26 protein-coding genes and 2 other RNA genes are annotated in these 24,867 nt (G+C 43.7%); 11 read left to right on the top strand and 17 right to left on the bottom strand.

Annotation, left to right across the window (positions count from 1 at the left end):
- Positions 1-9 precede the first annotated feature (9 nt).
- Positions 10-747: an SDR family NAD(P)-dependent oxidoreductase gene (locus AAAA78_RS17250; RefSeq protein WP_340593363.1), complete on the top strand. Its 738-nt coding sequence runs from the start codon at positions 10-12 to the stop codon at positions 745-747.
- 197 nt (positions 748-944) lie between these two features.
- On the opposite strand, the gene AAAA78_RS17255 is transcribed toward AAAA78_RS17250, so the two are convergent.
- The 6 genes from AAAA78_RS17255 to AAAA78_RS17280 form a co-directional block, all read right to left on the bottom strand.
- A complete protein-coding gene (locus AAAA78_RS17255) occupies positions 945-1,391 on the bottom strand; it encodes a restriction endonuclease (RefSeq protein WP_340593364.1) in 447 nt (148 codons plus the stop codon).
- A gap of 5 nt (positions 1,392-1,396) precedes the next feature.
- Complete coding sequence (locus tag AAAA78_RS17260) at positions 1,397-1,750, bottom strand: four helix bundle protein (protein WP_340593365.1); 354 nt, start codon at positions 1,748-1,750, stop codon at positions 1,397-1,399.
- Between the two features lie 164 nt (positions 1,751-1,914).
- Positions 1,915-2,260: a transfer-messenger RNA gene (gene ssrA, locus AAAA78_RS17265) on the bottom strand.
- Between the two features lie 486 nt (positions 2,261-2,746).
- Complete coding sequence (locus AAAA78_RS17270) at positions 2,747-3,886, bottom strand: TIGR02147 family protein (RefSeq protein ID WP_340593366.1); 1,140 nt, start codon at positions 3,884-3,886, stop codon at positions 2,747-2,749.
- Positions 3,887-4,047: 161 nt separating this feature from the next.
- Complete coding sequence (locus AAAA78_RS17275) at positions 4,048-4,947, bottom strand: hypothetical protein (RefSeq protein WP_340593368.1); 900 nt, start codon at positions 4,945-4,947, stop codon at positions 4,048-4,050.
- Positions 4,948-5,185: 238 nt separating this feature from the next.
- Positions 5,186-6,538: a hypothetical protein gene (locus AAAA78_RS17280; RefSeq protein ID WP_340593369.1), complete on the bottom strand. Its 1,353-nt coding sequence runs from the start codon at positions 6,536-6,538 to the stop codon at positions 5,186-5,188.
- A 124-nt stretch (positions 6,539-6,662) separates the two neighbouring features.
- Between AAAA78_RS17280 and AAAA78_RS17285 the strand changes: the two genes are divergently transcribed.
- Entirely contained in the window at positions 6,663-7,355 is a 693-nt protein-coding gene (locus AAAA78_RS17285) for a phosphatase PAP2 family protein (RefSeq protein WP_340593371.1), read from the top strand.
- Here the strand turns inward: AAAA78_RS17285 and AAAA78_RS17290 are convergent.
- Entirely contained in the window at positions 7,352-8,128 is a 777-nt protein-coding gene (locus tag AAAA78_RS17290) for a M48 family metallopeptidase (protein ID WP_340593372.1), read from the bottom strand. The genes AAAA78_RS17285 and AAAA78_RS17290 overlap by 4 nt on opposite strands.
- Positions 8,129-8,188: 60 nt before the next feature.
- Between AAAA78_RS17290 and AAAA78_RS17295 the strand changes: the two genes are divergently transcribed.
- Positions 8,189-9,166, top strand: a complete 978-nt coding sequence (locus tag AAAA78_RS17295; protein WP_340593373.1) for a serine/threonine protein kinase — start codon at positions 8,189-8,191, stop codon at positions 9,164-9,166.
- Here the strand turns inward: AAAA78_RS17295 and AAAA78_RS17300 are convergent.
- Positions 9,157-9,966, bottom strand: coding sequence for an extracellular medium-chain-length polyhydroxyalkanoate depolymerase (locus AAAA78_RS17300; RefSeq protein WP_340593374.1), 810 nt, complete (start codon positions 9,964-9,966; stop codon positions 9,157-9,159). The genes AAAA78_RS17295 and AAAA78_RS17300 overlap by 10 nt on opposite strands.
- A 224-nt stretch (positions 9,967-10,190) precedes the next feature.
- Between AAAA78_RS17300 and AAAA78_RS17305 the strand changes: the two genes are divergently transcribed.
- The gene (locus AAAA78_RS17305; RefSeq protein WP_340593376.1) at positions 10,191-11,057 is read left to right on the top strand and encodes a LysR family transcriptional regulator; all 867 of its coding nucleotides are present in this window, start codon (positions 10,191-10,193) and stop codon (positions 11,055-11,057) included.
- A 421-nt stretch (positions 11,058-11,478) separates the two neighbouring features.
- Entirely contained in the window at positions 11,479-11,778 is a 300-nt protein-coding gene (locus tag AAAA78_RS17310; RefSeq protein ID WP_295902167.1) for a hypothetical protein, read from the top strand.
- Positions 11,779-11,810: 32 nt separating this feature from the next.
- Here the strand turns inward: AAAA78_RS17310 and AAAA78_RS17315 are convergent, their stop codons facing one another.
- Positions 11,811-12,392, bottom strand: a complete 582-nt coding sequence (locus AAAA78_RS17315; protein WP_340593377.1) for an NAD(P)H-dependent oxidoreductase — start codon at positions 12,390-12,392, stop codon at positions 11,811-11,813.
- The gene (locus AAAA78_RS17320; RefSeq protein WP_340593379.1) at positions 12,389-12,835 is read right to left on the bottom strand and encodes a DoxX family protein; all 447 of its coding nucleotides are present in this window, start codon (positions 12,833-12,835) and stop codon (positions 12,389-12,391) included. The genes AAAA78_RS17315 and AAAA78_RS17320 overlap by 4 nt, the downstream gene beginning before the upstream one ends.
- A 64-nt stretch (positions 12,836-12,899) precedes the next feature.
- Here AAAA78_RS17320 and AAAA78_RS17325 point away from each other — a divergent pair, with 64 nt between their 5' ends.
- Complete coding sequence (locus AAAA78_RS17325; protein ID WP_340593380.1) at positions 12,900-13,502, top strand: TetR/AcrR family transcriptional regulator; 603 nt, start codon at positions 12,900-12,902, stop codon at positions 13,500-13,502.
- A 29-nt stretch (positions 13,503-13,531) separates the two neighbouring features.
- On the opposite strand, the gene AAAA78_RS17330 is transcribed toward AAAA78_RS17325, so the two are convergent.
- Genes AAAA78_RS17330 through AAAA78_RS17345 form a run of 4 tightly spaced genes read right to left on the bottom strand, consistent with a single transcriptional unit; the run spans position 13,532 to position 16,909 of the window.
- Positions 13,532-14,320 (bottom strand): M48 family metallopeptidase, encoded by a 789-nt coding sequence (locus tag AAAA78_RS17330; RefSeq protein ID WP_340593382.1) that lies wholly within the window; start codon positions 14,318-14,320, stop codon positions 13,532-13,534.
- A gap of 44 nt (positions 14,321-14,364) precedes the next feature.
- Positions 14,365-15,204 (bottom strand): hypothetical protein, encoded by an 840-nt coding sequence (locus AAAA78_RS17335; RefSeq protein ID WP_340593383.1) that lies wholly within the window; start codon positions 15,202-15,204, stop codon positions 14,365-14,367.
- Positions 15,205-15,209: 5 nt separating this feature from the next.
- Positions 15,210-16,061 (bottom strand): DUF4423 domain-containing protein, encoded by an 852-nt coding sequence (locus AAAA78_RS17340; RefSeq protein ID WP_340593385.1) that lies wholly within the window; start codon positions 16,059-16,061, stop codon positions 15,210-15,212.
- A gap of 20 nt (positions 16,062-16,081) precedes the next feature.
- Positions 16,082-16,909: a DUF4382 domain-containing protein gene (locus AAAA78_RS17345; RefSeq protein ID WP_340593386.1), complete on the bottom strand. Its 828-nt coding sequence runs from the start codon at positions 16,907-16,909 to the stop codon at positions 16,082-16,084.
- Between the two features lie 402 nt (positions 16,910-17,311).
- Here AAAA78_RS17345 and AAAA78_RS17350 point away from each other — a divergent pair, with 402 nt between their 5' ends.
- Together AAAA78_RS17350 and AAAA78_RS17355 are read left to right on the top strand one after the other, a co-directional pair.
- Positions 17,312-18,634 (top strand): hypothetical protein, encoded by a 1,323-nt coding sequence (locus AAAA78_RS17350; protein WP_340593387.1) that lies wholly within the window; start codon positions 17,312-17,314, stop codon positions 18,632-18,634.
- A 175-nt stretch (positions 18,635-18,809) separates the two neighbouring features.
- Entirely contained in the window at positions 18,810-20,036 is a 1,227-nt protein-coding gene (locus AAAA78_RS17355) for an NADP-dependent isocitrate dehydrogenase (RefSeq protein WP_340593388.1), read from the top strand.
- Positions 20,037-20,091: 55 nt separating this feature from the next.
- On the opposite strand, the gene AAAA78_RS17360 is transcribed toward AAAA78_RS17355, so the two are convergent.
- From AAAA78_RS17360 to AAAA78_RS17370, 3 genes are all read right to left on the bottom strand, one after another.
- Positions 20,092-20,697 (bottom strand): ankyrin repeat domain-containing protein, encoded by a 606-nt coding sequence (locus AAAA78_RS17360; protein ID WP_340593389.1) that lies wholly within the window; start codon positions 20,695-20,697, stop codon positions 20,092-20,094.
- A 170-nt stretch (positions 20,698-20,867) separates the two neighbouring features.
- Entirely contained in the window at positions 20,868-21,761 is an 894-nt protein-coding gene (locus AAAA78_RS17365; RefSeq protein ID WP_340593390.1) for a hypothetical protein, read from the bottom strand.
- Positions 21,762-21,817: 56 nt separating this feature from the next.
- Positions 21,818-22,186, bottom strand: coding sequence for a hypothetical protein (locus tag AAAA78_RS17370; protein WP_340593391.1), 369 nt, complete (start codon positions 22,184-22,186; stop codon positions 21,818-21,820).
- Between the two features lie 374 nt (positions 22,187-22,560).
- Between AAAA78_RS17370 and ffs the strand changes: the two genes are divergently transcribed.
- The 3 genes from ffs to AAAA78_RS17385 all read left to right on the top strand — a co-directional run bounded on the left by ffs (position 22,561) and on the right by AAAA78_RS17385 (position 24,846).
- Positions 22,561-22,659: signal recognition particle sRNA small type (ffs, locus tag AAAA78_RS17375), an RNA gene on the top strand.
- Between the two features lie 19 nt (positions 22,660-22,678).
- Complete coding sequence (dnaX, locus tag AAAA78_RS17380; protein ID WP_340593392.1) at positions 22,679-24,520, top strand: DNA polymerase III subunit gamma/tau; 1,842 nt, start codon at positions 22,679-22,681, stop codon at positions 24,518-24,520.
- 2 nt (positions 24,521-24,522) lie between these two features.
- A complete protein-coding gene (locus AAAA78_RS17385; protein WP_295904211.1) occupies positions 24,523-24,846 on the top strand; it encodes a YbaB/EbfC family nucleoid-associated protein in 324 nt (107 codons plus the stop codon).
- Positions 24,847-24,867: the final 21 nt, after the last annotated feature.

A 24,867-nucleotide genomic window follows, 5' to 3' on the forward strand; every position in this document is an offset into this window, starting at 1 on the left:
AAAAAAAAGATGAGCCGATTTCAAAACAAAGTCGCCATCGTGACCGGAGCCGGCAGCGGTATCGGACTTGCCACCGCTCTTCACTTAGCAAAAGAAGGTGCGCAAACGGTTCTTGTTGATATTAAAGAGGACCGTTTGAAAAAAGCTTCGGAAGAAATCGAAGACTTCGGATTAAAACCGCTGCTAAGTGTTTGCGATGTTAGTCGCTCACAAAATGTAGAACAGTCAGCTAAAATCGTTATGGATAAATTCGGAAGCATCGACATTATTATCAACAATGCAGGACTGATGGTTTTTAAACCCCTAGAACAACAATCCGTGGACGATTGGATGAAAGTTCTTGGCGTGGACCTTTTAGGAACTCTCTTTTTCATGCAACAAGGTTTCTTGCATATGAAAAACGGCGGCTCCATCGTAAACGTCTCAAGCATTCACGCCGTAGAGACAACACCGCTTGTATCATCTTACGCCGCAGCGAAATCCGCTGTTCTTTCATTAACTCGTTCAGGTTCCATCGAAGGCAAAGAAAAGAAAATCCGCGTAAACGCTATTCTGCCAGGAGCCGTCGACACACCCATGCTTTGGGAAAATCCGAATGTGAAATCAGGATTAGAAGTCATCAACCAAAGCGACATCGGAAAACCAGAAGACATCGCTTCAGCCATCGCGTTTCTCGCTTCAGATGATTCGAGTTTCGTAACTGGCGCAACCCTTCGAGTCGACGGAGGGCGGTTAGCGAAGATTTAAAATCTATGCCCGTCTAAATCCTTTATCAACCGCGTCTTGTACCGTCTTAACGAAATATTCACCTTTATGAAGATTAATTTTGATTTTGTCATAATCCTGATCAAACGGCAGATAATAAAATTTTTCTCCTTTCGCAGTGATACTACACTTTATCATTGGATAGGACCGATTGAGTTCTTCAGTTCTAAGTTCAACCCTCAACACTCTGGCGACATCTCTTGCGACGTCGGTATATCTCGCCGTGGTATAAAAACCGCTCTCGTTGGACCGCCTGTCTTGCCAGACGCAAGCTTGAAGTGAGTCATCGTACCAAAAATTTGAAAAATGTGTTTTTCCTGAATTAGTTTGATTTTCGACCAACACTTCGCCTGAATAACTAGTGTTTCGTCTCTGCGTCTTACTATAAGGTCGCGGCCCATATCGTTGTAACCACTAAGCGCGCCGTGATAGTTAACGTCGTGACCTTTTGATTCATACAAGTATCCGATATACCGCTCGTAAAATTTTCCAATTTCCTCAGCAGAAAGGTAGCGGCGCAAATATCTATCAAGTGCTCTTTGTGCCCTTGCATCTTTATTAAAGGATTTTTTGATAACAAAGATTACATAAGCAATTTGGATAAGAATGACCAACGCACCAACCACAAAATTTAACACTTCATTGCACCGGCATTGTCGACATGTCTTTGTTGTTCAATCTTCTTTTTTAAAGCTTGTATTAACTTGTAGAGGTTTGCGCCCAGCTCATCACCAGTAACCAAAAGCTCTTTATTGTCGATTGCCGCAATCTCAAGAATTGTTTGTGACTCACGGAACGACCCGTAAGCGATTTCAAAAATACGCAAACGATCGCGCAAAGATGTTTTTGCATTACCTTCAACCAGATTGAGAGATATGGAAGAAGATGAACGAAGAAACTGATCTCTTAGATGAGAAGGCAAACTATGACGACTTCCTAAAGAATAATATATCTTTGCCAAAGTTAGGGTGCGAAATTCAGCCATGCAACCTCCAGAACTCAGAGGCGATGCAAAAGAAATAACAACGTAAAAATAAAAACAGACTAACCAGAGTAAACCGAAGATCCGCACTTCGGTCACATCCTCTGATAGAACCGTAGAACCCGATATCAGATGTCAGATATCAGATATCAGATATCTGTATAAATTGGTGGAGGCGGCGGGAATTGAACCCGCGTCCGCAAGTGATCCGCGATAAGGCGCTACATACTTAGTCAGTGTTTTAGTTTGTTCAGCCAGCTTCCACTAACAAAATCAGACTGAACACTCCCCCAGTAAATTTAAGCGAGTCTGCTGGAGAAAACCCAACTCACCGAGGTCCCTAAATGACGATCAATCCAAGTGCGGAACCACCACAAGGTTGATCGTGCTGCTTAATTAAGCTGCAAGTGCGTAATCGTTGCCAATTACAAAATGGACGTTTTTAACGAGGTCCTCATCCGCCCCGGTATGCTCCTTATGTTTCAGCACCCACGTCGAAGCCAGTACGCCCCCATGTGTGAAAACATCAAATCATCTTACCACAAGATTTGCGGCAAAATGAAAATCGTTTATCCTTCCGATTTTGACCCTCACATTCAACGATTAAATTTTTAATGACGCAGGACTTTTGTCTTGCAGAGGTGGTGTCATCCTAACGAGATCTTAACGTTAGCACGAGACAATTTACGCCAAAAGGTCGAGATATCCACCATTTATAGGCCTATTCCACAGAGTTATCCACAGTTGTGCACAAAAAATGGGGCAATAATGACACTAAAATTTAAGAATCTTAAATTTTTATGAATGTGTTTCGCGTTTAAAACGAGCCCTCTTTTTAGGCAAATTATCTAAGTTTAACGAAATCAACGGCGAATGCGTCCGCTTTTATGGCGAGCGGACTCACATTTTTAGATACAAAAAAAGCAGCGATTAAGCTGCTTTTTTCATCAAAATTGAAAATTAAAAGCGGTTCCGCAAAAACAGAACCGCTCACAAGAATTAACGGAAAAGATCTGCAGCAGAAGCTGCTGTCGCTGCCAGTGAACTTACATTCGAACGATCTTTGTTCGCAGATGCATTCGCAGTTTCCGTCGCCACAGCTTGTGCAGAAGCAGGAACTGGTTGAGCTTGCGGAGCTGGAGCCGGTGCTGCCACTGGAGTTTCAACAATCGCTGTCTCTGCTTTCAAATCAAGAGCAGGCTTAATCACCGGAGCTTTTTCAACACCTTCAACTGCATTCGTCACAGGGAAAAGTTGGATATTAAGTTGATAAACTCTCTCCCCTTTTTCCTTCATGCGCGCGATTGAATTGTCTTTGTGAAAAGCTTTTCTCATCTGACGAAGTTTGAACTTAATTTCTTCAAACTCAGATTTCGTCAATGACATCGTCAATGTGCCGAACTCTCTGTCAGTCGGTTGATCTTGATACAAAGACTCAAGACCCAAGTACATCAATTGAGATTGAAGCTTACGAACAAGAGCCACAGGAATTTCTTCCGGAGACTCAATCAAACTTCTGTTCTTCTTCAACTCCCCAGTCACTTCATCACGACGAAGTTCGCCAGAAGTAATAAGAGTATTCAACGCCGTTTCGATTTCATCTTCAGAAGCTTTACCACGAAGAAGCGTCTTCAACGCCGCTGTGTCGAAAGAAACTCCCTCTTGATCCACCATCGCGTAAATGATCCACGCAACCCAGTTAGGAACTTTCTCCCACGTTTTGCGATCGATCTCGCCGGATTTAAGTTTTCCAGCAACACGATGCTCGCTTAGTTTTTTAAGATACATGTTACGCTCAGCAGGATCAGTGGCTTGCGTGAATTGCACAAGCAAACGGAACTCGTCCGTCTGATCTTTCATAAAGCCCAAAGCTTTACCGAACTTGCCAATCATATCTTCCGAGAGATTTCTTTTTCCCTCGATAATCATTTTTAGATAATTGGGAGATTTAATATTCGCCGCTGCTGAAAACACAGCATAGTTATAAGCTCTCAACGATCCCTTCGAAGACTTACGTTTGAACTGATAAAAATCCGCCAAGAACTGACGGTAGTTCATGTAATCAGAAAGAACTGGAGGATTCGCGGAACCCATTGAAATTTCTTTGCCTTTGCTAAACTCAAGATGACTGTTTTGCATAGAAATCAGATCTCCTTTTGCACCCAAATAGTTCACCCGATTTAAATCTTCAAAACAAGCTGATTTGTGCACAAAGGGCCTTACGTTATCGCAAAGCATAAAAAAGGGACTCCGATATGGAGTCCCTTTCTAGTCGTCGAGTTTTAAAAAGCTTCTATTTATTAACGAGATAGACGCAAAGTCACTTGGCGCACGTCAAGATCACCGCGAGTGTAAAGGACGATGCTATCAGCCCCTTGGCCAAGCACGGCATTTTGTGGGCGCACAGTTTGACGAGAGTTGTAGCGATCCACTTGCAAAGTTTGACCTTGGTTGAAACCGTTGATCACAAGATCAATCAAAGCTGTGTTGTAAACCGGAGTCGCCTCAATCACGATCTCTTGGATTCTGTAACCACGGTAACGGTACATATCGATGTACTGAGTTAGATCCAAACGATCATTTCCGTACATGCGACGAGACACAAACAATGGAACATCAACGCCACGGCCAGGACGACCTGGGCGCTCAACGCGATCGTTATCTAACAAATTGATTGTGATCGAAGCGATCTCTGCATTTCCACGCACAGACAATTGAAGTGAACGAACATCTTCACCGATCACAGCTCTGTAACGAGGAACAAGTTGAACCGCACCTTGTGGAGAGTAAGAAGTATCTTCTTCGCGACCATCAGCAAGCAAAGAAACTTGCGCTTGAGGGCCGCTGCGACGAACATCGACGATCACAGATTGAATTGTGTAACCGCGATAGTTTTCACCGATTCCAGCCAATTGGCGAAGAGCCAAAGTTTCATTGGAAAGTCGGCGATTCAAATAAATAACTTTTTGCTCTTGGCGACCATTTTGAAAACCGCCGTTACCGATTCCACCGTTGCCAATGCCTCCGTTACCGAAGTCATCTTGTCCTGGGAATGGATTGCCTGGAGGAAAACCGCCCTCATCTGGAAAAGGAGCTGGCTCCGCAGGACGAGGTCCGCCTGGAACAATGTAAGCACCCGCAGAAATTGAAGTAAGAGTGATAGCTGCAAAAGCGATTAATAAAGAGTTTTTTAGAGTCATTCTGTCCCCCAAAGGTTTTGGTAGTTCCCCACCTCTCCCTTAAGCAACTCGTATACCAACCATTTTCGGGACAATTCGACACCACATATGTGCTTTAAAACAAATAAAAAAGGGCCACAGCTTGGAGGTCTGTGGCCCTAAACAAAAAAATGCCAGGCTGGCATTTTTTCGCGACAGCCCCGAAGGGGTTTTGGGCAGGAAGCCCAAAACATAGGAACGCTATGGAACAAATTGGGAACTATTTCAAATTATCGTCAGTAAGGTCGATGAGAGGTTTTACTTTTCTCATGAACGTTACTAGGAACTGGTCTTGAGCATAAGAGCCGCGTTTTCTCATTTTCAAAGCCAAACGCACTTGACCCAAACCGTTGTTAGCAACCATGCGAGCTTCACCGATCGTGTTCGCAAGGTTCAATTTCGTATTATCCAAAGAGATCAAATCCAAAGTGTCTTCTTGATCTTTTGCGATACGAGAAAGATTGATGTTCACACCCGTACCTGCTTCAGGAGCCAGCAATGGACCTGCGAATGCAAGAAGTTCGTTGTTTGCTGTCTTCATAGAAAGCGCAACACCTGAACGACCATTCACAACTTCAAATGAACTCATACGAACAGTTTTGATTCTTTCAGGAACATTCAAACCTTGGATCGTTGCACGGATGATGTCTCTCAAACCAAGATACTCTGGATTGCTAGAGTATTCGCCTGGAAGTTGGAAGTATAAATCAGCCGCTGAATTTCTGAACACCACGTTGATGATCGCGCTTGATGGAGATGTTCCGATTTTAAGTCTTACGAAAGTAGTTTCACAACCACCGTCAAGATCCACGCACTTCAAAGTACCTTCAAGAGCGCGAGAACCTGTCGACTTCTCACCGTTACCTGCACGCACAGATCTTAATGGAGATGCATAACCGCCATTAGAACTTGCACCAGCAACGTTATAAACTTTAACGTCGTTACCTTCTTGAACTTTCAAAGTAACAATCGCATCACCTGACATTCCATCGATTGTCATTTTCGCAGACAATACAGAAGAAGCAGCTTCTAAATTTGCACGACGAGTTTCATAACCGACTTTTTCGTTACGTGCTCTTAAATAATTTAAAAGATCGTCGGTTGAAGAAGAAGTATAAACAAGACCGTCTGACGTCACGCCACCCGTCATGCGCTTAGATAAATTATCACGAGTCGCATTGCCTGGATCATTCGTGCGATAGTCAGGAGGCAATTGATTAGAACCCGGAGCCGGAGCTGGACGAGTGTCTACCACTGGAGGAGTTGTTGGCTTCGGCGGCTGAGCTGGAGCCGTCGGAGGAGGAGGCAGTGGATTTGGTTGTTGAGTTGAACCACCTGGCGTTGGTTTTCTAGGCTCAGGAATTGGTTCAGGGAGTGGTGGATTATAATCATCTGGTTTATTCGGATCAGGAAGACCACCACCGATTTGACCATTTGTATTCGCCTCACCTGTTTTTTTAGAATTTTCAGGCGGAGCTGAAATAACATCTTTTTTCTTACCGCACGCACTTAACGTCAAAGTCGCTAACAAAGCGGCCGTAATCAATGTGTGCTTTTGAAGCATTGGTAACATTAGAAACCTCCAAGTATTCTGTCGCTGGACCATTAAGCAAGCCTCGGGCCAATATTCGTCACCCCTCATCAGGGCTTGTATTGCAATACGGTTACGTTTTAGACTCTGCTTTGGAAGGAATTACATGCCTGTACAACAATTCGGCGAGCTCATCAGCGACCCACAGAAACTGACAAGACATATTATTAAGGTGATTCTTACGTCGCTCTCGTTAGCGGTTGTTGCTGGATATTTCTTTGATCAAAAGTTCTCTGCTTTTTTTGCAGAGCCTTCTATTAAAGCAACCTTCCGTGGACCTGCGCGCATTCTCACGGACATCGGTCTTTCAGAATATTATTTTATTTTGGCTTTAGCGACTTGGGCTTTTGCGAAGTGGGTGGCTCCGCGTATTTCTGCGCTTAAAAAACATTCTAACAGAGTCGATTTCTACCGTCGTTGGGGCTTGAACTTTTTCGTGGCGCTGATTGTGTCAGGCGTAATCACTCACATCATTAAATTCACAGCTGGACGCCAAAGACCTCATAAAACACCGAACTTTGATCCGTTTGTTTTTAATCCTTTTACGACTCACTGGCACTGGCATTCGTTTTCGTCGGGTCACTCGCAAGTGATCTTTACGGCAGCAACAATGATGAGTGTCGCGTTTCCAAGATTTCGTTGGTTCTGGATTCCTTTTGCGATGCTGATTTGCGTGACTCGCATCGTAGTCCACGATCACTTCTTAAGCGATATTATCTTCGGTGCTTGTGTGGGTTACGTAGGAACTTTGCTGGCATTGAGTCTTATGCGCACGAAAACGCAAAACGGTCTTTACTAGTTTTCTGATAAAAATTCGACGAGATATTGGGATTCTTTTAAAGACTTCATAATGGCTTTATAGTTCTCAATATATCTTTCAACGAGCGACCAAAATCGGTTTGAGTGATCCATGTGTTGAAGATGCGCAAGCTCATGCACGATCACGTAGTCGATAATTTCTTGAGGAAAAACGATCAGACGCCAGTTTAAGTTGATAATTCCTTTTGAAGAACAACTTCCCCACCGCGTTCTTTGTTCGCGGTATTTTACTTGCGAAGGTCTAAGATTCATTTGCTCAGACCAAAACGTGAGTCGCTCATTAAGAAAATTCACGGCTTCTCTTTTATAGAAATGGCGGATTTCTTTCAGAGCTGTTGGATGTTCTTCAATAAGAGAGTTTGCGCTCCATTCATTGCGTGGAATATGCAAAAGCAAATGGTCATCTGTCACAGAGACAAAAGGTTTTTTGTGAAGCGTGATCACGACTTTGAGTTTTCTATCTTTCCCCAAGAACGGAAAGTTTTCGTAAGCTTTGATTTTCTTTTCAGGAAATTTTTCTGCGATTTCAGAAAACTTATTAAAGGTCTTTTCGATCCAGTCTTTTTTGACCATCAAAAAGTCCACGATCATTTTTTGTGACGTACTTCTGGCCGCCATCACTTTGATCGGCTTATTCGGATAAAGATAAATAGAAACCGAACGACGAAAAGGTCGTCGATGCACTTCTACAGGCCATTTTGCGAAGAGAAAGGTTTCTTTGCCGCTCATCAAGTCAGAGAATGACTTAACCACCAAAAACTGGCAAGTTTGGAGGTACGCCGTACCTTTTTGCATCGCACGGCAGTAGGTAAAATGGATAAAAGCTCTTCTTTTTATAGTTTAGACCCAGAAAAAGTTCTGCAAGCAGCGGAAAATGCGGGCTTTTATCCAACGGGCGAGTTCACACAACTGAATTCCTACGAAAATCGCGTTTTTGATATCAAGCTAGAACAGCCCATTGACTCGACATCTTTAAATAAAAACGTGATTGCAAAATTCTATCGCCCGCACCGCTGGAGCAAAGAAGCGATTTTAGAAGAACATGAGTTTCTTCTATCTTTGAAAAACGAAGGCATTCCCGCTGTAGCTCCCCTTTTTCAAGGACACGACAGTACGATTTCTGAAACCGATGGAATGTTCGTTGCGTTTTTCCCAAAAGTTTTAGGACGAATGCCGCAAGAGTTTTTAACTGGCGAACTTCACAAAGTCGGTCGCTTGATGGCCCAAGTTCATAATGTCGGAGCAAAGAAATTAGCTCCGCACCGTCCGGTTTTAGATACAAGTTATTACGGCGGATGGAACACGCTTGATTTCTTGCAAGACTGGGTGACGCCGGAACTGCGCGAGCGCTACACGATTGCCGCAGAAGATATTTTATTTGCGATTGATGATCTTTTTGATCCGTCTGAATTTATTCGTATTCATGGCGACTGTCATAAAGGAAATCTTTTAAACAACGGCAAAGAATTTTTCTTGGTCGATTTTGATGATTTTGTGAATGGCCCCGTCATTCAGGATTTCTGGATGTTGCTTTCTGGTGACGCTGACATGCTGGATGAAGAAAAATCTCAAATCATTGAAGGCTATGAAGAGCTTCGTGAATTTCCCGACCATCAGTGGTCGTGGATTCCGCTTTTGCGCGGCTTAAGAATTATTTCTTACGCGGGATGGATTGCAAAACGCTGGGAAGACCCAAGCTTCCCCCGTCTTTTCCCTGAGTTTAATACTTTCAGGTATTGGGCGGAAGAGGTGGAAGCTCTTGAAAAAATCGCGTGGCAGATTCAAGGGTGAGCCAAGAACCAATTCGTAATTAATTCTGGCGCTTCGTTAATCCATTGATGTCTTGCCGTTACGTCGACAAAAGCTTCTGTTTCAATTCCTGCGACTTTCAGTCTTTTATAATATTCCAGCATCGTGCCGACAGGAACGACCGTATCAAGTTCACCGTGCAAAAATAAAGTCGGCGGATGGTTTTCAGGAATTTGCTCTGGCACAAAACACAAAGGGCCTTTGCAGTTGGCGTAGGAGGCAGATTCCACAGCCAACGCTTTAAAGGTTCCTGGAAAAGTCACAGCCATGCGACTTGAATGATAACCGCCACTAGAAATACCTGTAGCGTAAAGGCGTTTCATGTTGAGTTTCCCGAAAGTTCCCGCCTTCATTTGTTTTAGAAGTTCTTCGACGAAATAAAAATCTTCGGAAGTTTCATAAGTCACGCCGATGATGTTGGTCATCCACGCAACTCCGCTGATGGCTGGTGGAGCAATCACAGCAAATCCATGATCCAGCAGAGATTGAATCAAGCGGATTTCATTGTAACCACCAAATGGCATCAGACGCTGACGAGAAAATTCCACTTCAAAGAAACTTCCTTGGTAGATAATGACAGTCGGCCAACCACCGCGCGGGGTTGTTCCCTCTGGCACAGAGTATTTCACAGCGCGAGTAAGGTGAGGCCCCGCTACATCAACAGATTTCGAAGGGCACGTAATACGATCAAGCACTCCCGTTGTGGTGCACATAGATTCTTTTGCTTGTGCATTTACGGTGACAAATAAAACGCCCAAAATTCCTAGAATCCAATTTCTCATAAGTCTCTCCTACGAAGCAGTTGATGGACTTCTCCAAGCTTTGTCAAAAGCACTTCTGAAGATTCAACCTTCTCCTGGTAATTACCGACTTCACACTGCGCGCACGCACTTTATCCACATATCCACATTTTCATTCACTGAGAAAATTCGCGCAGAAAAAATCTTTCATAATCTTAAATTTAGTATTTGTATAATTCATATATTTTCATTTATTATCATTTTTAATGAGTTTACTCAGCCCTTCCCTTGAAGCTTTCTGGGCCGTCGTCCAAAAGGGCACGGTCCTGGAAGCGGCTAAAATGGTGGATCTCACCCAGACTGGGGTGACACAAAGAATCCGGAGCTTGGAAAAGCAACTGGGCGTGACACTATTTACCCGCTCCAGAAAAGGAATGCGTTTAACAAGTGAAGGAGAATCGCTGCTTCGCTACGTTCAAGCGGCGCGCGATTTAGAAGGGGAAACTCTTTCGACTCTTGGAGGAAAGAAAATCACCGTGCAGGAAATCTGCATCAGTGGTTCTTCAGCACTCATGCGCTCAAGGATTATTCCGAAAGCGAGTGTCGTGATGAAAAAGTATTCGCAACTTCGGGTGCGCTTTGATCTTTCAGACTCTGAAAGTGTGATAGGAAAATTAAAATCAGGCTTTGCTCAAATTGGCGCCCTTCCCGTAAACCAAGTGGGCAAAGAGCTTGATTCCAAAACCCTGTCGCCAGAGCGCTACTATCTTTTCGCTTCTACGGCGTGGAAGAAAAGAAAGCTTGAAGATATCTTTGCGAAAGAATCCGTTGTTGATTTTGATCCGAACGACAACGTCACCTTGGATCTATTGAAGAAATATAAAATCACAAAAATTTCTAAGCACCGTCACTATGCTAACAATATCGATGCGCTGGCTTCACTCGTTGCAGAGGGTGTTGGATTTTCCGCTCTGACAGAAGAATTCGCGCGACCCTTTGTGAAGAACGGATCTCTTTTTTGCTTAAGCTCTGAGATGCATCTGGATTCTGCTGTGGCACTGGCGTGGTATCCGCGCTCTGAAATGCCGCCATACTTTAAAAGTCTGCTCGAAGCGCTGACAAAAAAATCTTAGAAACAAATTTAAATCGTTATGGAGCGTTTTGTGCGCCCGCAGTTCCAACGTGGAACTGGCTCTCACAAAGAATTTCAAAAATATTAGTTTACTTTTTATGCAACTTCTCTGATATTAGAAATAACTCTAATGAAAGGAGGCCATCATGACTATGATGCATATTCAAAATCTAAATCAATCCGAACTATCCCTAGTGAACGGACAAGGCGTGGCCTCCATCGGTCAATTCTAGCTACGTACAAAGTTTCAATTCACTACATTAGTTAACTATTAGTCCCAAGTTTTTAAAGACTTGCTCTACGCTTGTTTTTTCATTCTTGGTCTTAACCCAAAAAAACTTAAAACAGTTCTCGCATGAGTTCTATTCAGCGGCCTTTTGAATAGCGCTTTTGCGAGCATTATCAATCCTGAGGAGGAAGCTATGAACGCATTATTGCGTAAGAAAAAAGAATGGGAATTCCAAAACGAGCGATATTTATTAAAACTCGTTGAAACCTCAGCTGATATGTCTGTCGAAAGCGTAAAAAGGGCCGGTCTTGTAACAAGCTTCCTCGCGTACCTAGTGTACAAATTCTTAGGAGGAATGCTTGCAATAGCGTCTGCTATTTTTAGAGGACCGCAACTTGTGCGCTACACATGTCCACAACGTGTCTTTGAGACCGTGGATGTGTCGACTCATCGGCTTGAATCCCAAATAAAGAATCCTTATTCCTGGAGGTAATTCTTTTGGGGGGACCCCTCGGGTCCCCTGTTTTAAAGAGCCTTTTGACCTAACTCAAAAACCTTTTGGAGATATTTTTTAATATCTTCAGGCTTTCTATTTTTTATCGAATCAAATTGTGTGACGCTGACAGGTTTAATTCCGCAGAACTCAAGCACACCCTTTTTCATTGTGCGAATGGCGGGGTCCCAATTCATCACAAGATTCCACAACCAAGGTGCATCAGTGGTAAGAATAATTCTTCCCGTGCGACCCGTTAACAACTTATCCCAAAAGGGATCTGTTTTATGATATTTGAAAGCAAAGCCCGGCAGAAAGACGCGATCTAAAAATCCTTTTAGCAATGCGGGAGTAGAACTCCACCAAATTGGATACACAAAAACCAAATGTTCCGCCCACAAAATATCTTTCTGTGCCTGAACTAGATCTGGCTCCAAATCTTGAATTTTTAGATAGCCTTTGTGCAAAATCGGATCAAAGGAAAGCTGCGATAAGTGCACGAGCTTTATTTCATGTCCCGCTTGTTCAGCTCCTTTTGCATAGTTAGCAGCAAGTGAAGCGCAAAGACTTTCCGCGTTCGGATGTCCATTGATAACTAAAATCTTTTTCTTCACAGGATACCTCCGACATAAAGAGCTGTTATGAAAAGAATCTGCACCAATCCCCTTTGCAACGCCGGTTGCGGTTTTGTTCCGCGGAACGAAATATTATTTTTTGCCGCGTAATAATTTGCTGGGAACATGACAACCAAAAGACCGATTAAAGCCCACGCGGCATAATGTCGTGTTCTCGGATCCATTAGATCAATCGCACCTAGAATCTCAACGACGCCGGTAAAATACACCCAAAACATTTTACCTGGAACCATCGGCGGGATCATTTTAACAAACTCATGGCGAAGCGGTGTGAAATGACTGACGCCTGTAAAAAGAAACACCTGGATCATGATCCATAAAGGAACTTCATTCCATGTTGTTAAGAGCCCAAAGCCTTTGGCCAGGAGAGCCAATACGGAAAACAAGATCAACATACGGTAGAAGGCATTTAACTTTCTCATGTAACCAATGTTAACATTAATGTGACCATTGTAAACATAGAAAAAGTCTGTTAGGCTTTTTTTCATGGTTAAGTCGTATCATCATGGCGATCTGAAAAGTGCCGCCATTAAAAAGACAGTTGAAATCATTCAGAAAAAGGGCGAAGTCGATTTTACGTTACGTGAAATCGCTAAAAGCCTCAAAGTGAGCCACACGGCTGTTTACCGACATTTTAAATCCAAACAAGATTTGCTTTCTTATATTGCAGAAGACGGCTTCTTAGCGTTGATTCAGTCATTTGAAAGAGAACTTCCCTACGCACGCACTCCCCGACAAAAACTCCAAGCGTCCGGTCGCGCTTATATTGAATTTGCTCTGCAGAATCCCGGACACTATCGGAGCATGTTCCATCAAGAGCTTCGTTGCTCAAAGGTACAACGAAAGGAACTTGATGAAATCGGCACAAAAGCTTTTGGATCTTTACTCAACATTCTGCAAGACGGAATGAAAGCGCAGGTCTTTAAAAAAGAAGATCCGCTTTCGGTAGCCCGCTCTATTTGGTCGGGCATTCACGGGTTTTCGATTCTGCTTTTAGATGGACAGTTTCAAAGCGTTAAATCTAAAAATGAAATTAAGAATGCCATTGATCAGCATTTGGAATTTTTAGAACGAGCGGTTCTAAAGTAAGCGGCCTGCACGGCAAGCCGCTATGAAAACTATTTCGATTGTTGATACAAAGGCATAACTTTTGGGATCAAAGAAGAAATATTTTTGATACGTGTTTCATCCGCTGGATGCGTACTTAAAAACTCGGGTGGCTTTCCGCCACCTGCAGAGGCCATCTTCTTCCACAATGTAACCGCTTCTTGTGGATTGTAACCAGCGCGAGCCATCAACTCAAGACCAATATCATCGGCTTCAGACTCTTGTCCACGACTGTGTGGCAAGGAAACAGTCAATGTTGTGATTTGATCGGCAAGGCCGACATACTTTGGATCAACTTTTCCAGAAAGCAACACCGCCTGTGCGATGCCGCCCTTGATCAGCTCCTCCGACATTCTTTCGCGACCATGCTCACGCAAAGCATGGGCAATTTCATGCCCCATGATCGCCGCGATCTCTGCGTCTGTGAGTTTTAACTGATCAATGATGCCAGAATAGAACATGATTTTTCCACCGGGCATGCAGTAAGCGTTCAACTCTTTTGATGTAATCACATGAACTTCCCAAGCCCATGATGGAGCATCACTGCGGAAGGTCGCTGTTTGCGGAATAATTTTACGGGCTATAGCTTGGACTCTTTGAACTTGTTGCGGATTTTTATCTAACAGACCTTTTTTCTGTGCTTCCTCTTTTGTTTGCACGTACGCTTGCGCGGACATAGAAACAATTTGTTCACTTGGAACAAGGAGGAGCTGGCGGCGCTCTACGCCGATCGCTCCTTGTTCAGTGGAGGTCACGCATGAAACCAAAAATGCTGATATGACAAAAATAAACTTTTTCATAAACCAAATCTAACGAGATTTAGCATAAAGATCAACGGACGAGTTTATTTAACAGAGTCATCTCCACTAAGTTCATCGTCCCCATTGTCATCGCGACCAAGGTTAGATTCTGATTTTAGGCCCTTAGTAAAACACGTATATAAATCTGTGGCCGACGAGTCAATGGAAGGGCATGGATTTGCGGTCGGGAATCGGTTGTTCTCATCAATGTCAGTTGTCGAGGTAATTCCAGAGAAATTCATTTTCTTAAACAGATTTGCAATCTGAATACTCATCAAGACATTGGAGTTATCTGACAAAGTCACTCCGTTCGGGCCCGCCAACTCAAATTCGTAACCTTCACGACTTGAAATCGTAAAATCATGACCGCTTATGGAACCTTTCCAGTAAATACTTTTATTCAACAATGCCGGAGGAGCTGTGTTAGGTAACGAATCCGCATTGTGAAGCTTCATTTTAATTCTGCGAAGAGTTGATGTTGGAACACGGACCTGACCCAAAGATTCTGGTGTCGCCGTTAACAGATTCACGACATAAGGACCTTCATAGCTGACACTATCTCCATCAACTTCACCAGCATCTGGAGTTTCCGAAGGTTTAAATTCCACCGATCTCACGACCATCCATGCTTCCGACAGATTGATTGTGACTCCATTTGAATCCACCAATGAAGGTGGCGGCAATGCCATGGCAGGTTTTAATATTTCATACAGCCACGGCGATACAAAATTCGGACGATGAAACGCCACCGTCGCAGCAGACGAAGAACCCGTGATCTTAAAGTTGATCAATGGATTGCCTGTGGTCGTACCACCTTCGCTGGTCTTTTGACATCCACCCAGCCCCACCATCAACGGTAATAAAACAAGCAAGATTCTTTTCATACAAACTATTCTCCCACATCTTCGCTCAAGAAAGATTTCTTTTTTGTGAGCGGAAATGCTGTTAACTCAATATGATATACTTCCATATCCTCAGAGTGTGATTTATTGTCCACAATCTCAACCTCTCCAATTGTTTCTCTTAGGAGAGACTGAATTTGTTCAAACTGCTTCGCCGTCAGAGTCGCGGTATGCCCCAAAAGAAGTCGCTCTGCTCGCGGCGTCTCCTCGATTGAAAGTTTGGCCCAATCCAACATCTGGCGATGAAATTCTCCGAGGGAAAGTTTAAATACGCCCTCTTCACAATTCAGCTGTTTGTCGACCACGGAGTATTTTCCTTGATCGTTTTTTTCGATGAATCCAAAGTTCACTAAAAACTGCAATGCCTCTTCAATTTCTTTTTGCGAAACACGACCACGCAATCTTTCCTGAATCCACTCAGCTTTTCCATTGAACTCTGGCATATTCACCATTTCTCGGATTACGACGTAATACCATCGACTCAAGTATTGATGCACTTCCAGCTCTGAACGATTCGACTCTTTATAATCTTTGAGTTTCTGCAAATCTGTAAGCGCCTGTACGCGCATCTTGGGTTCTTCTGATTCCGCAATCACTCTTAAAAGATCCAGATACTTTTCTTCTTTTGCAGATAATTTTAATAACGGTTTTATTTTTTCATACGTCCTTAACGAAAGAACGCGCTTGCGACTGAAACACATGGGAAGATAGCCAGAGGCAATCCCTGCCTCTTTCGCTATCTTCCTTAAACTGAATCCTTTTTCTCTTTCCTTAAGAAACTCTATCCAGTCTTTTAGAAACTCGAGGTAGTCATGATATTCTTGAATATTAGGTTTCATAACTACCTCTTGTCATACCGTTAGTCTTCAACTTCGTCTTCACCGGCTTCAATTTCATGGTCTCCGTCATCATCTTTTCCGAATTTTCCGGCCTTCTCAAGTCCCTTGCGAATACATGTATATAAATCTGCAGCGGAACTATCGATCAAAGGGCATAAATTAGCGCCTGGCTGACGTGATGACGAAGTGATCGTGATATTTGAATTTACTCCTGATAGATCAATCATCTTAAATAAATCAGCCAAACGAATTGTTACTAAAAGATTGGCATTATCATTAAGATTGATTCCACCAGCCCCACTGATTTTAAATTCAGTACCGTCATCCGCGGAATAAGTGATTTGATTCCCTGCGACCGTCGCTTCGAAGTAGATACTGTTACCGCTAAGCCCCACAGGTGCTTCCGCTGGCAACGTCGCATCTTTTTCAAGCTTCATTTTAATTCGGCGATATACTCCCGTCGGCAGTTCCGCCGTTCCGAATGATGGTGGAGTTAATGAAAGTAAGTCCACAACATAAGGTCCACGGAATTTAATTTCATCACCATCAACTTCCGCCGCATCCGAAGTTTCGTTTGGTTTGAATTCAATTTCTTTAATCACAACCCACGCTTTATTCAAAGTTACATTGCGACCTGAAGAATCCGTCATTGCTGGTGGAGTTAATGCCACCGCACTAGGCATAAATAAACTCAGCCAAGGATGTTGTATTTTATATTTTGCCACCGTCGCTGCTTGTGATGATCCTGTCATTGATAACGATGTGCTTACACTTTCTGTTGGTGATTGTGAGCAACCTACAATGTTAAGCGCCACAAGACCCGCAATTACTGATTTCACATTTCTCATGATATCCCTCCCTGTTTTATCCGACGTCCTGTCTTGGTGTCTGTCAGGCTGTTGGGTCATCGAACTGTTCTGAAATCAGGATATGTTACTGTTCGGCATTTTTAAACTTTTTGTTCACTTTTGTGATCAATATAATTTATATTTTATAAATAAATACTGTAATTTCAAATAATTAAGATTGAAAATTTATTATTCTATTTTGAGAATTAACAAATTTTGTGATCAATAAGAATGTCTCAGGATGAGATGAAAAACACTGAACATCTTTTATATCATAAGTTTTGATCATCAATATTTAGTTACTCATCTCCACTTTTTCGTATCACTTATTTAATTTGAAGCACTTACCTTCAAAGTCCACGATCTGGGCTCATGCAATCAAATTAAAGGCAGGAGAATAACATGAGCAAAAAGAAGATTTACTTCGCTTCCACTATTTTTGTGATGACCACCGCCTTAACGGCATTCGCGATTGGCAGAACGGGTCTCACGGAAATATTTGATAACGTCATTAGTAGCAACTCCTCACGAATGCTGACCGAGGGCCGTAAGATTTTTCGCTTCGACACTTTTGGCAGTGAAAAATTTTGGGGCGACACTCTTAAACTTCATCAAGCCATTAAGGGAGAAAAGAATGGCGGTGTCGGTCCCGGTGTCAGCCCGAAAACGGCGTTGGCTGTGGGCCTTAAAGTCGATGTGGATGCTCTTTCTCCTGATGTTCTTAAAGCTATCAAAGAAGGAAAAGTGGATTTGAATGATCCAAACGTCAGCTTAGCTCTTTTAAAAGAAGATGCGATTGTTGGTGTAAAGGGCATCTTTAATAAATCCGGACAAATGACTTCCATTGGTATTCAGTGTTCACTCTGCCACTCCACTGTTGATAATTCTTTTGCTCCAAGCATTGGACATCGACTTGATGGTTGGCCCAATCGTGATCTGAATGTCGGAGCGATCATCAATCTTTCTCCTGACCTAAGTGTCGTGAATAAACTTTTAGGAGTCAGTGATGCCACAACTCGCAAAGTGATTATGGCATGGGGACCCGGAAAGTTTGACGCTGAACTTTTCTTAGATGGAAAAGGCTTCCGTCCTGATGGAAAGACAGCGGCGACTCTTATTCCAGCAGCTTTCGGACTTGCGGGTGTAAATCTTCATACTTACACAGGCTGGGGTTCTGTCACTTATTGGAACGCGTTTGTAGCTAATCTTGAAATGCACGGACAAGGAACTTTTTATGATCCTCGCTTAGATGATCCTGTGAAATTTCCAGTCGCAGCTCGTGCGCGCATGGGTCACACGAAAGCTCCTGTTGATATGATCACAAGCAAACTCGCAGCTTTGCATTACTATCAATTGTCTTTGCCAGCTCCGAAGGCTCCAGCGACTTCTTATGATAAAATCATGGCGGCTCGTGGAGAAAAAATCTTTAACGAAAAAGCGAAGTGTGCAACTTGCCACGTTCCTCCCCTTTATACTGAGCCCGGTTGGAATATGCATAAGGCCTCTGCCATTGGCATTGATGATTTCCAAGCCAAGAGATCTCCGGATGAGCGCTACAGAACGACTCCTTTGAAGGGAGCTTGGGCGCACGCAAAAGGTGGGTTCTATCACGACGGACGTTTTGCGAATTTCAAAGAGGTTGTTGATCACTATGATTCTCACTTCAGCCTTAATCTCGCTGAATCAGAAAAAGGTGATCTCGTAGAATTCCTCAAATCTTTATAGACCTTAATGGCCCCCTAAATCGGGGGCCTTTTTATTTCTTTGGTCGTGACCTACCTCGTCATTAGGCCTTTTCGCCGAAATGATGCCTTAAGAAATCCCGTTTTTCTTTGAAAGAGTTCAAAGTTCATTCTATATTTTCAAGGCTTTAGCAATCCAAAGACAAAAGGACCGACTTATGAACAAAATCAAAGTTGCAAATCCCGTCGTTGAACTCGACGGCGATGAAATGACAAGAATCATCTGGAAATTCATCAAAGAAAAATTGATTCTTCCTTACCTAGAAATCGACATTAAGTACTACGACTTGGGCATGGAACATCGTGATGCTACAAACGACCAAGTGACTGTTGATGCTGCTGAAGCCATCAAAAAGTACAATGTTGGTATCAAGTGCGCGACGATCACTCCTGACGAAGCTCGCGTTAAAGAATTCAACTTGAAACAAATGTGGAAATCACCAAACGGAACTATCCGTAATATCTTGGACGGTACTGTTTTCCGTGAACCCATCATCTGCAAAAACGTTCCTCGCCTTGTTCCTAACTGGACAGCGCCAATTTGTATCGGCCGTCACGCATTCGGTGACCAATACCGTGCAACTGATTTCGTGACTAAAGGTAAAGGCAAATTGACGATCACTTTCGAAGGTGAAAACGGCGAAAAGATTCAACATGAAGTTTACAACTTCAAAGGTGATGGCGTTGCGATGGCAATGTACAACACGGATGAGTCTATCTCTGGTTTCGCACGTTCTTGCTTCAACCAAGCTCTTTCTAAAAAATGGCCTTTGTACCTTTCTACTAAGAACACAATCTTGAAAAAGTACGATGGTCGTTTCAAAGACATCTTTGAAGACATCTACCAAAAAGAATTCAAAGCGAAGTTCGATGCTGCTGGCATCACTTACGAACATCGTTTGATCGACGACATGGTTGCATCAGCACTTAAGTGGAACGGTAACTTCGTATGGGCTTGTAAGAACTACGACGGTGACGTTCAATCTGATACGGTTGCTCAAGGTTTCGGTTCTCTTGGTTTGATGACTTCAGTTCTTGTAACTCCAGATGGAAAAATAATGGAATCTGAAGCGGCTCACGGAACAGTGACTCGTCACTACCGTCAGCACCAACAAGGTAAACCGACTTCAACAAATCCAATCGCTTCTATCTTTGCTTGGACTCGTGGCCTTGAGCATCGTGGAAACTTGGATGGAAATAAAGATCTTGTAAAGTTCGCTCAAACTTTGGAAAAAGTTTGCGTTGAAACAGTGGAAGCTGGATTCATGACAAAAGATCTTGCAGTTTGCATCTATGGCGACAAAGTTCCTGCTGATAAATACATGAACACAGAGCCATTCCTTGCAAAACTGGACGAGAACTTGAAAAAAGCTCTTGCGATGTAATTTAGAATTTAACTTCTGATTTGCAAAAAGCCTCGGCGTAAAACCCGGGGCTTTTTTATTTCGCGCCGGCGGCTTCAAGAATCTTCACCATCTCTGTAAACTTGCGACGTTTTGCGTGAGCAAGCGGTGAGATTCCATCATTGTCGGGAATGTTCACGTCAGCTTTGGAACTTATCAGAAGCCGAACGATTTCTTGCTGACGGGGACCACCGTCACCTAAAACGATCGCCTCTAGTAATGCCGTCCAACCCAGATTGTTTTTGTGATTGATATCGATCTTCGTTTTCAAAAGTTCTTTGACGATATCAACGTGTCCACGCTCGGCCGCCGGAAGAAGAGCCGTGCCTCCGTAGCGATTGTAGATTTTAAAATTAGGTTTTGATTTCAATATTAAACGCAGAATTTGCAAACGCCCCTCGGCCGCCGCATACAAAAGAGGACTGTCTTGTTTCTGATCTTGCGCATTCACGTCAGCACCGGCTTCAATGAGAAGCCAGGCAATCTCTACATCATTGTTTTGCGTGGCAATGAGCAAGGGCGTGCGCTTTTGTGAATCCGTCACCTCTAGGTTCGTTTTCTTTTTTAGAACGGATTTTACCAATTCTACGTCGTGATTTTTCACAGCTTCCAACAAAGACGGAGTTAGAGGATAGGCTTCCACATCGTTCTCCTTTGATAAGCCCCCGAAGTGTCGTTTTGACTTTATTGTAAGGGCAAGTGCCGAAGATGCGTGACCTGATTAATGACAGAAGCGCGAAGGTGAATTTCCCAAACACCTGAATTCAATCAGGCATTTGGAAAATAAAAAAAAAAATTTGATTAGATTAAAGCTTAATGGACCTTATTAAGCTCAGCGATGAGTTGTGCATTGGCATTTTGCACATCAGGAGTTGCGTCTTGGTCCAAATTGGTTTTGGCAACTCGCAAAATAGCACGCACGATAGCATCGGCAATGTGTCCTGCTTGTTCAGCGTTTTCTGGCCAAAGTTCTTTTCCAACATAAGCGCGTGTGTAAGCGAGCTTCGAATGTTCTTCATACATCAAATTTTCCCAACGAGGATCGGGATCGCCTTCGAAATCTCTCATGCGAATGTAGTTGTATTGAAAGGTGTCCATCTCGCTATAGTAAAGAGCCGAAAGCATCGCACTCTTATCGTTGGCATTAAACACCGCAAGCACGTCAGCATAGAACTCTGAATAAGGAGAAAGAGAAGTGAAGCGTTGATATTCTGGAGAAGTCAGCAGCTTCTTCATGTCATCAGAGAATGTTTCGTCTGCAGCGCCTTTTAAAATTCTCTCTTTGCGAATCGAAATGTCTTCCATCTCTTTTAACAAAGAACCAAATTCTTGCCGCAAAGATTGTTTTAAATACTCATGAAAGATGGCGTGTCCGTATTCGTGCGCGGCACTCGTGATAAGACTTAATAGTGAGACTGGATATTCTTGACCATAACGACCGAAGAAAGCCATGCGATAAGGGACTTCGATGATGTGCCCGTTATCAAAACTTGCATTGTCCATCGGACCACCGACGACAAGAGTGATTTCGGGAGCAACTCCGAAAGTTTTGGCCATGGTGTTAAACGTGTTAGCCAGATCTGCTGCGAGTTTACAGTCATCTTCTTTCAGGAAAATAACTTCTTTCACAACACCTGAAACCTCAGGACAGTTGGGAGTGGCGTGGGCTGACGGCGATAAAAATAAGGCAAAAATAAAGCTCAACATGCCCGGCATCCTAGTCAAGTTGAGCTCAAATCAAAATACACTCGGAAAATTTTTCGCTATTTTACGCGGACTTTTAACTTATATTTGGCCTTAGACTGGCAAGTCGACTCCATAGAAACAGTCGAGCATTCCATTTTCCCGCAATTCAAAGAAAGAACCTGATTTTCTTTATTAAGTTCTTTCACATCTTTCTTCCAATCAGCACAGGCCTTTTTCCAGTTAGCACGAGCCTCTTTCAAAAGCGGAGCCGCCTCCCCTTCGATGTCTTCTTCCTCAGTAACAACTTCAAACTCACGATCCGAAATTTTCGACCCTTTTTTAATTTCAATAGTCGTATCTTCCCCAGCAGGAATATCCTTAACACCAACAGATTGCGCCTGAGCAAAAAAAGGAAGCACCAAAAGCAAAACCAAAACTTTTCTCATAGAAAAACTCCTTATGACCGCTCTATGGTAGCACCTCTCCCCAACAAGAAAAGCCCAAGCCCCATTTACTGTTTCTAACTAATGCACCGTAGACGTAAAAAATCCCCTGGCACCTTCCCTAACGCACCATCGCCAGAAAAAAGAAGCAGGCACCTTTTTAGGTTTGGGAATCCGAGAGCTTCTTCCATAGAGGTGATTTCAAGTATTTACCTCGGATGAGCGGCCTCTGCGGGGCCTGGATGGCCCTCGCCGAAGGCGAAGCAGCGAGGGCTGGAGGCCCGTGCCGATCAGCAGAGGTAAATACTTGAAATTACCTCTATGGCACGATGAGTTATCGAATGAAATCCCAGACCCCATGAGATACACCTGCGCCTGGCCGGGTCCCATACAATAGCACCCTTGACGAACTCCGCTAGGTCCGGAAGGAAGCAACGGTACTCGAGAGTCTATGTGATATGGGGTGCTCGGCCGCTTTTTTTGCGCTAGAATGGCGTGAATAAGTTCGAGGGGTGTATTTTGTCTTATCAGGTGATTGCACGCAAATGGCGTCCACAATCTTTCACTGACGTTGTCGGGCAAAATCATATTACCCAAACTCTTTCCAATGCCCTTAATAATCAACGTCTTCCACATGCTTTGCTTTTCACAGGTCCTCGCGGAACTGGAAAAACTTCGTCGGCGCGTATCTTAGCGAAAGCTTTGCGTTGCCCGAATGCGAAGGATTTCATTCCTTGCAACGAGTGTTCTTCGTGCCAGGAAATTGCAGCAGGTTCCAGCGTTGATGTGATCGAGATCGATGGTGCTTCGAACAACGGTGTCGATGCCATTCGTGAACTTCGCGACACTGTGGCTTTCATGCCTTCCAGTGGAAAATACAAAATCTATATCATCGACGAAGTTCACATGCTTTCTACAAGTGCCTTCAATGCTTTGTTGAAAACTTTGGAAGAGCCACCTCCCCATGTGATTTTCATTATGGCGACGACAGAAGTTCACAAGATTCCTCAAACGATCTTGTCTCGCTGTCAGCGTTTTGATTTTAGAAGAATTCCCACTCGTCAAATCACAGAGAGATTAAAACTCATCTGTGATCGTGAGGGCGTGCAAGCTGAAGAGGAAGCTCTTTGGGTGATCGCTCGTCAGGGTGATGGTTCTATGCGCGACTCACAAAGTTTGCTGGATCAAGTGATCACATTTGCAAACGGACCTTTGAGTCGCAGCAATGTTGTAGAAATTCTGGGGCTCACGGATCGGGCTCTTCTTTTTGAAACTTTGAATGGCCTCATTGATCGCAACTCTCAAGCCATCATGAAAGTGATTGAGAAAATTGCGTCCGCTGGTTTTGAGCCACATTTGTTCTCTCAAGATTTGCTTGAGATGATCCGTAACTTGCTCTTGGTAAAAGTTTCTGAAGCGCAGGCCGTGCAGATTTTAGAAATGCCGGATTCTGAACTTCAGGCTTTGACTGACATGTCTCAACGTCTTTCTGAAGAAGACATTCATTTGCTCTTCGACATGGCTCTTAAGGGCGGTGCTGATATTCCTCGTGCTCAAGATCCGCGTATTGTTTTAGAGGTCACACTTCTCCGAATGGCTTCTGCGCCGAAGTTGGTGGACCTTAAAACTCTATTGCAAAATGGAGCTTCCACCTCTCACAGCGCAGGTGGGGCCCGGCCCTACACACCGCCGGTAGCTCCCGCCGTTCCGGGACATGATCGACTGCACGAATCGCAAAAAGTGATGGATGGTCCGAAAGGACTTGAGGCCATGAAGGCCGCTTTGGAAAAAGCGAAGCCCTCTTTGAATTCAGTAAACTCAAAATCTGCGAGTCCTGCTCCTGCGACGGCGAAAACGGCGTCTGCACCAGCAGCGGCACCAGCTCCGAGTGCACCAGTGACTCCGAAAGTGGCTACAGGCGCAACTCCGACGGAAAAGTGGGTTCATTTCGTGGAACTTCTTCGCCAAGATGACGCTCTTTTCGCGGCGAAGGTCGAAAATTTACTTTTTGTAAAAGAAGAGGGAAAGCTTGTCAGCCTTGGCGTTCCGGCTAAATTGGCCTTCTTAAAAGAGCAAATGGCTGATGCTCAAGTGCGAAAAAAACTGCAAGGATTTATTGATTCGTACTGGGGTGCTGGGTATTCTTTTGAGGTATTAATGAGCCGCGATCAGGTTGGAGAATCGGCCCAAGCCATGCAGCAGAAAAAAGTGCAAATGGCCGAGGAAGAAATCCGCAATAAGATCGCCGAAAACCCTATGGTGAAAGCGGCCCAAGATGTTTTCAAAGGGCATATCAAATCCATAGTGGAAACTAAGCGCGACAGCGCAGGGAGATAGTTATGAAAGGCATGCAAGGCGGAATGGCGCAACTGATGAAGCAAGCTAATCAGATGCAAATGAAAATGAAAAAAGCCCAAGAAGAGCTTGCGAAAAAAGAATACGAAGCAACTTCTGGCGGTGGCGCTGTAAAAGTAAAAGTGAACGGCGATCACATGATCACTGCTTTGACTATCGATCCTGAAGTTTTGAAAGCGGGCGACGTAGAAATGCTTCAAGACATGGTTATGTCTGCAACAAACGAAGCTGTTAAAGTTGCTAAAGAAACATCCGCAAAAGAGATGGAAAAAATCACTGGCGGATTAAATATCCCTGGAATGTTTTAGGCCGCGAGGCCACAGTGCCGT

This window comes from Bdellovibrio sp. BCCA, from assembly GCF_037996825.1.
Taxonomy (GTDB): Bacteria; Bdellovibrionota; Bdellovibrionia; order Bdellovibrionales; family Bdellovibrionaceae; genus Bdellovibrio.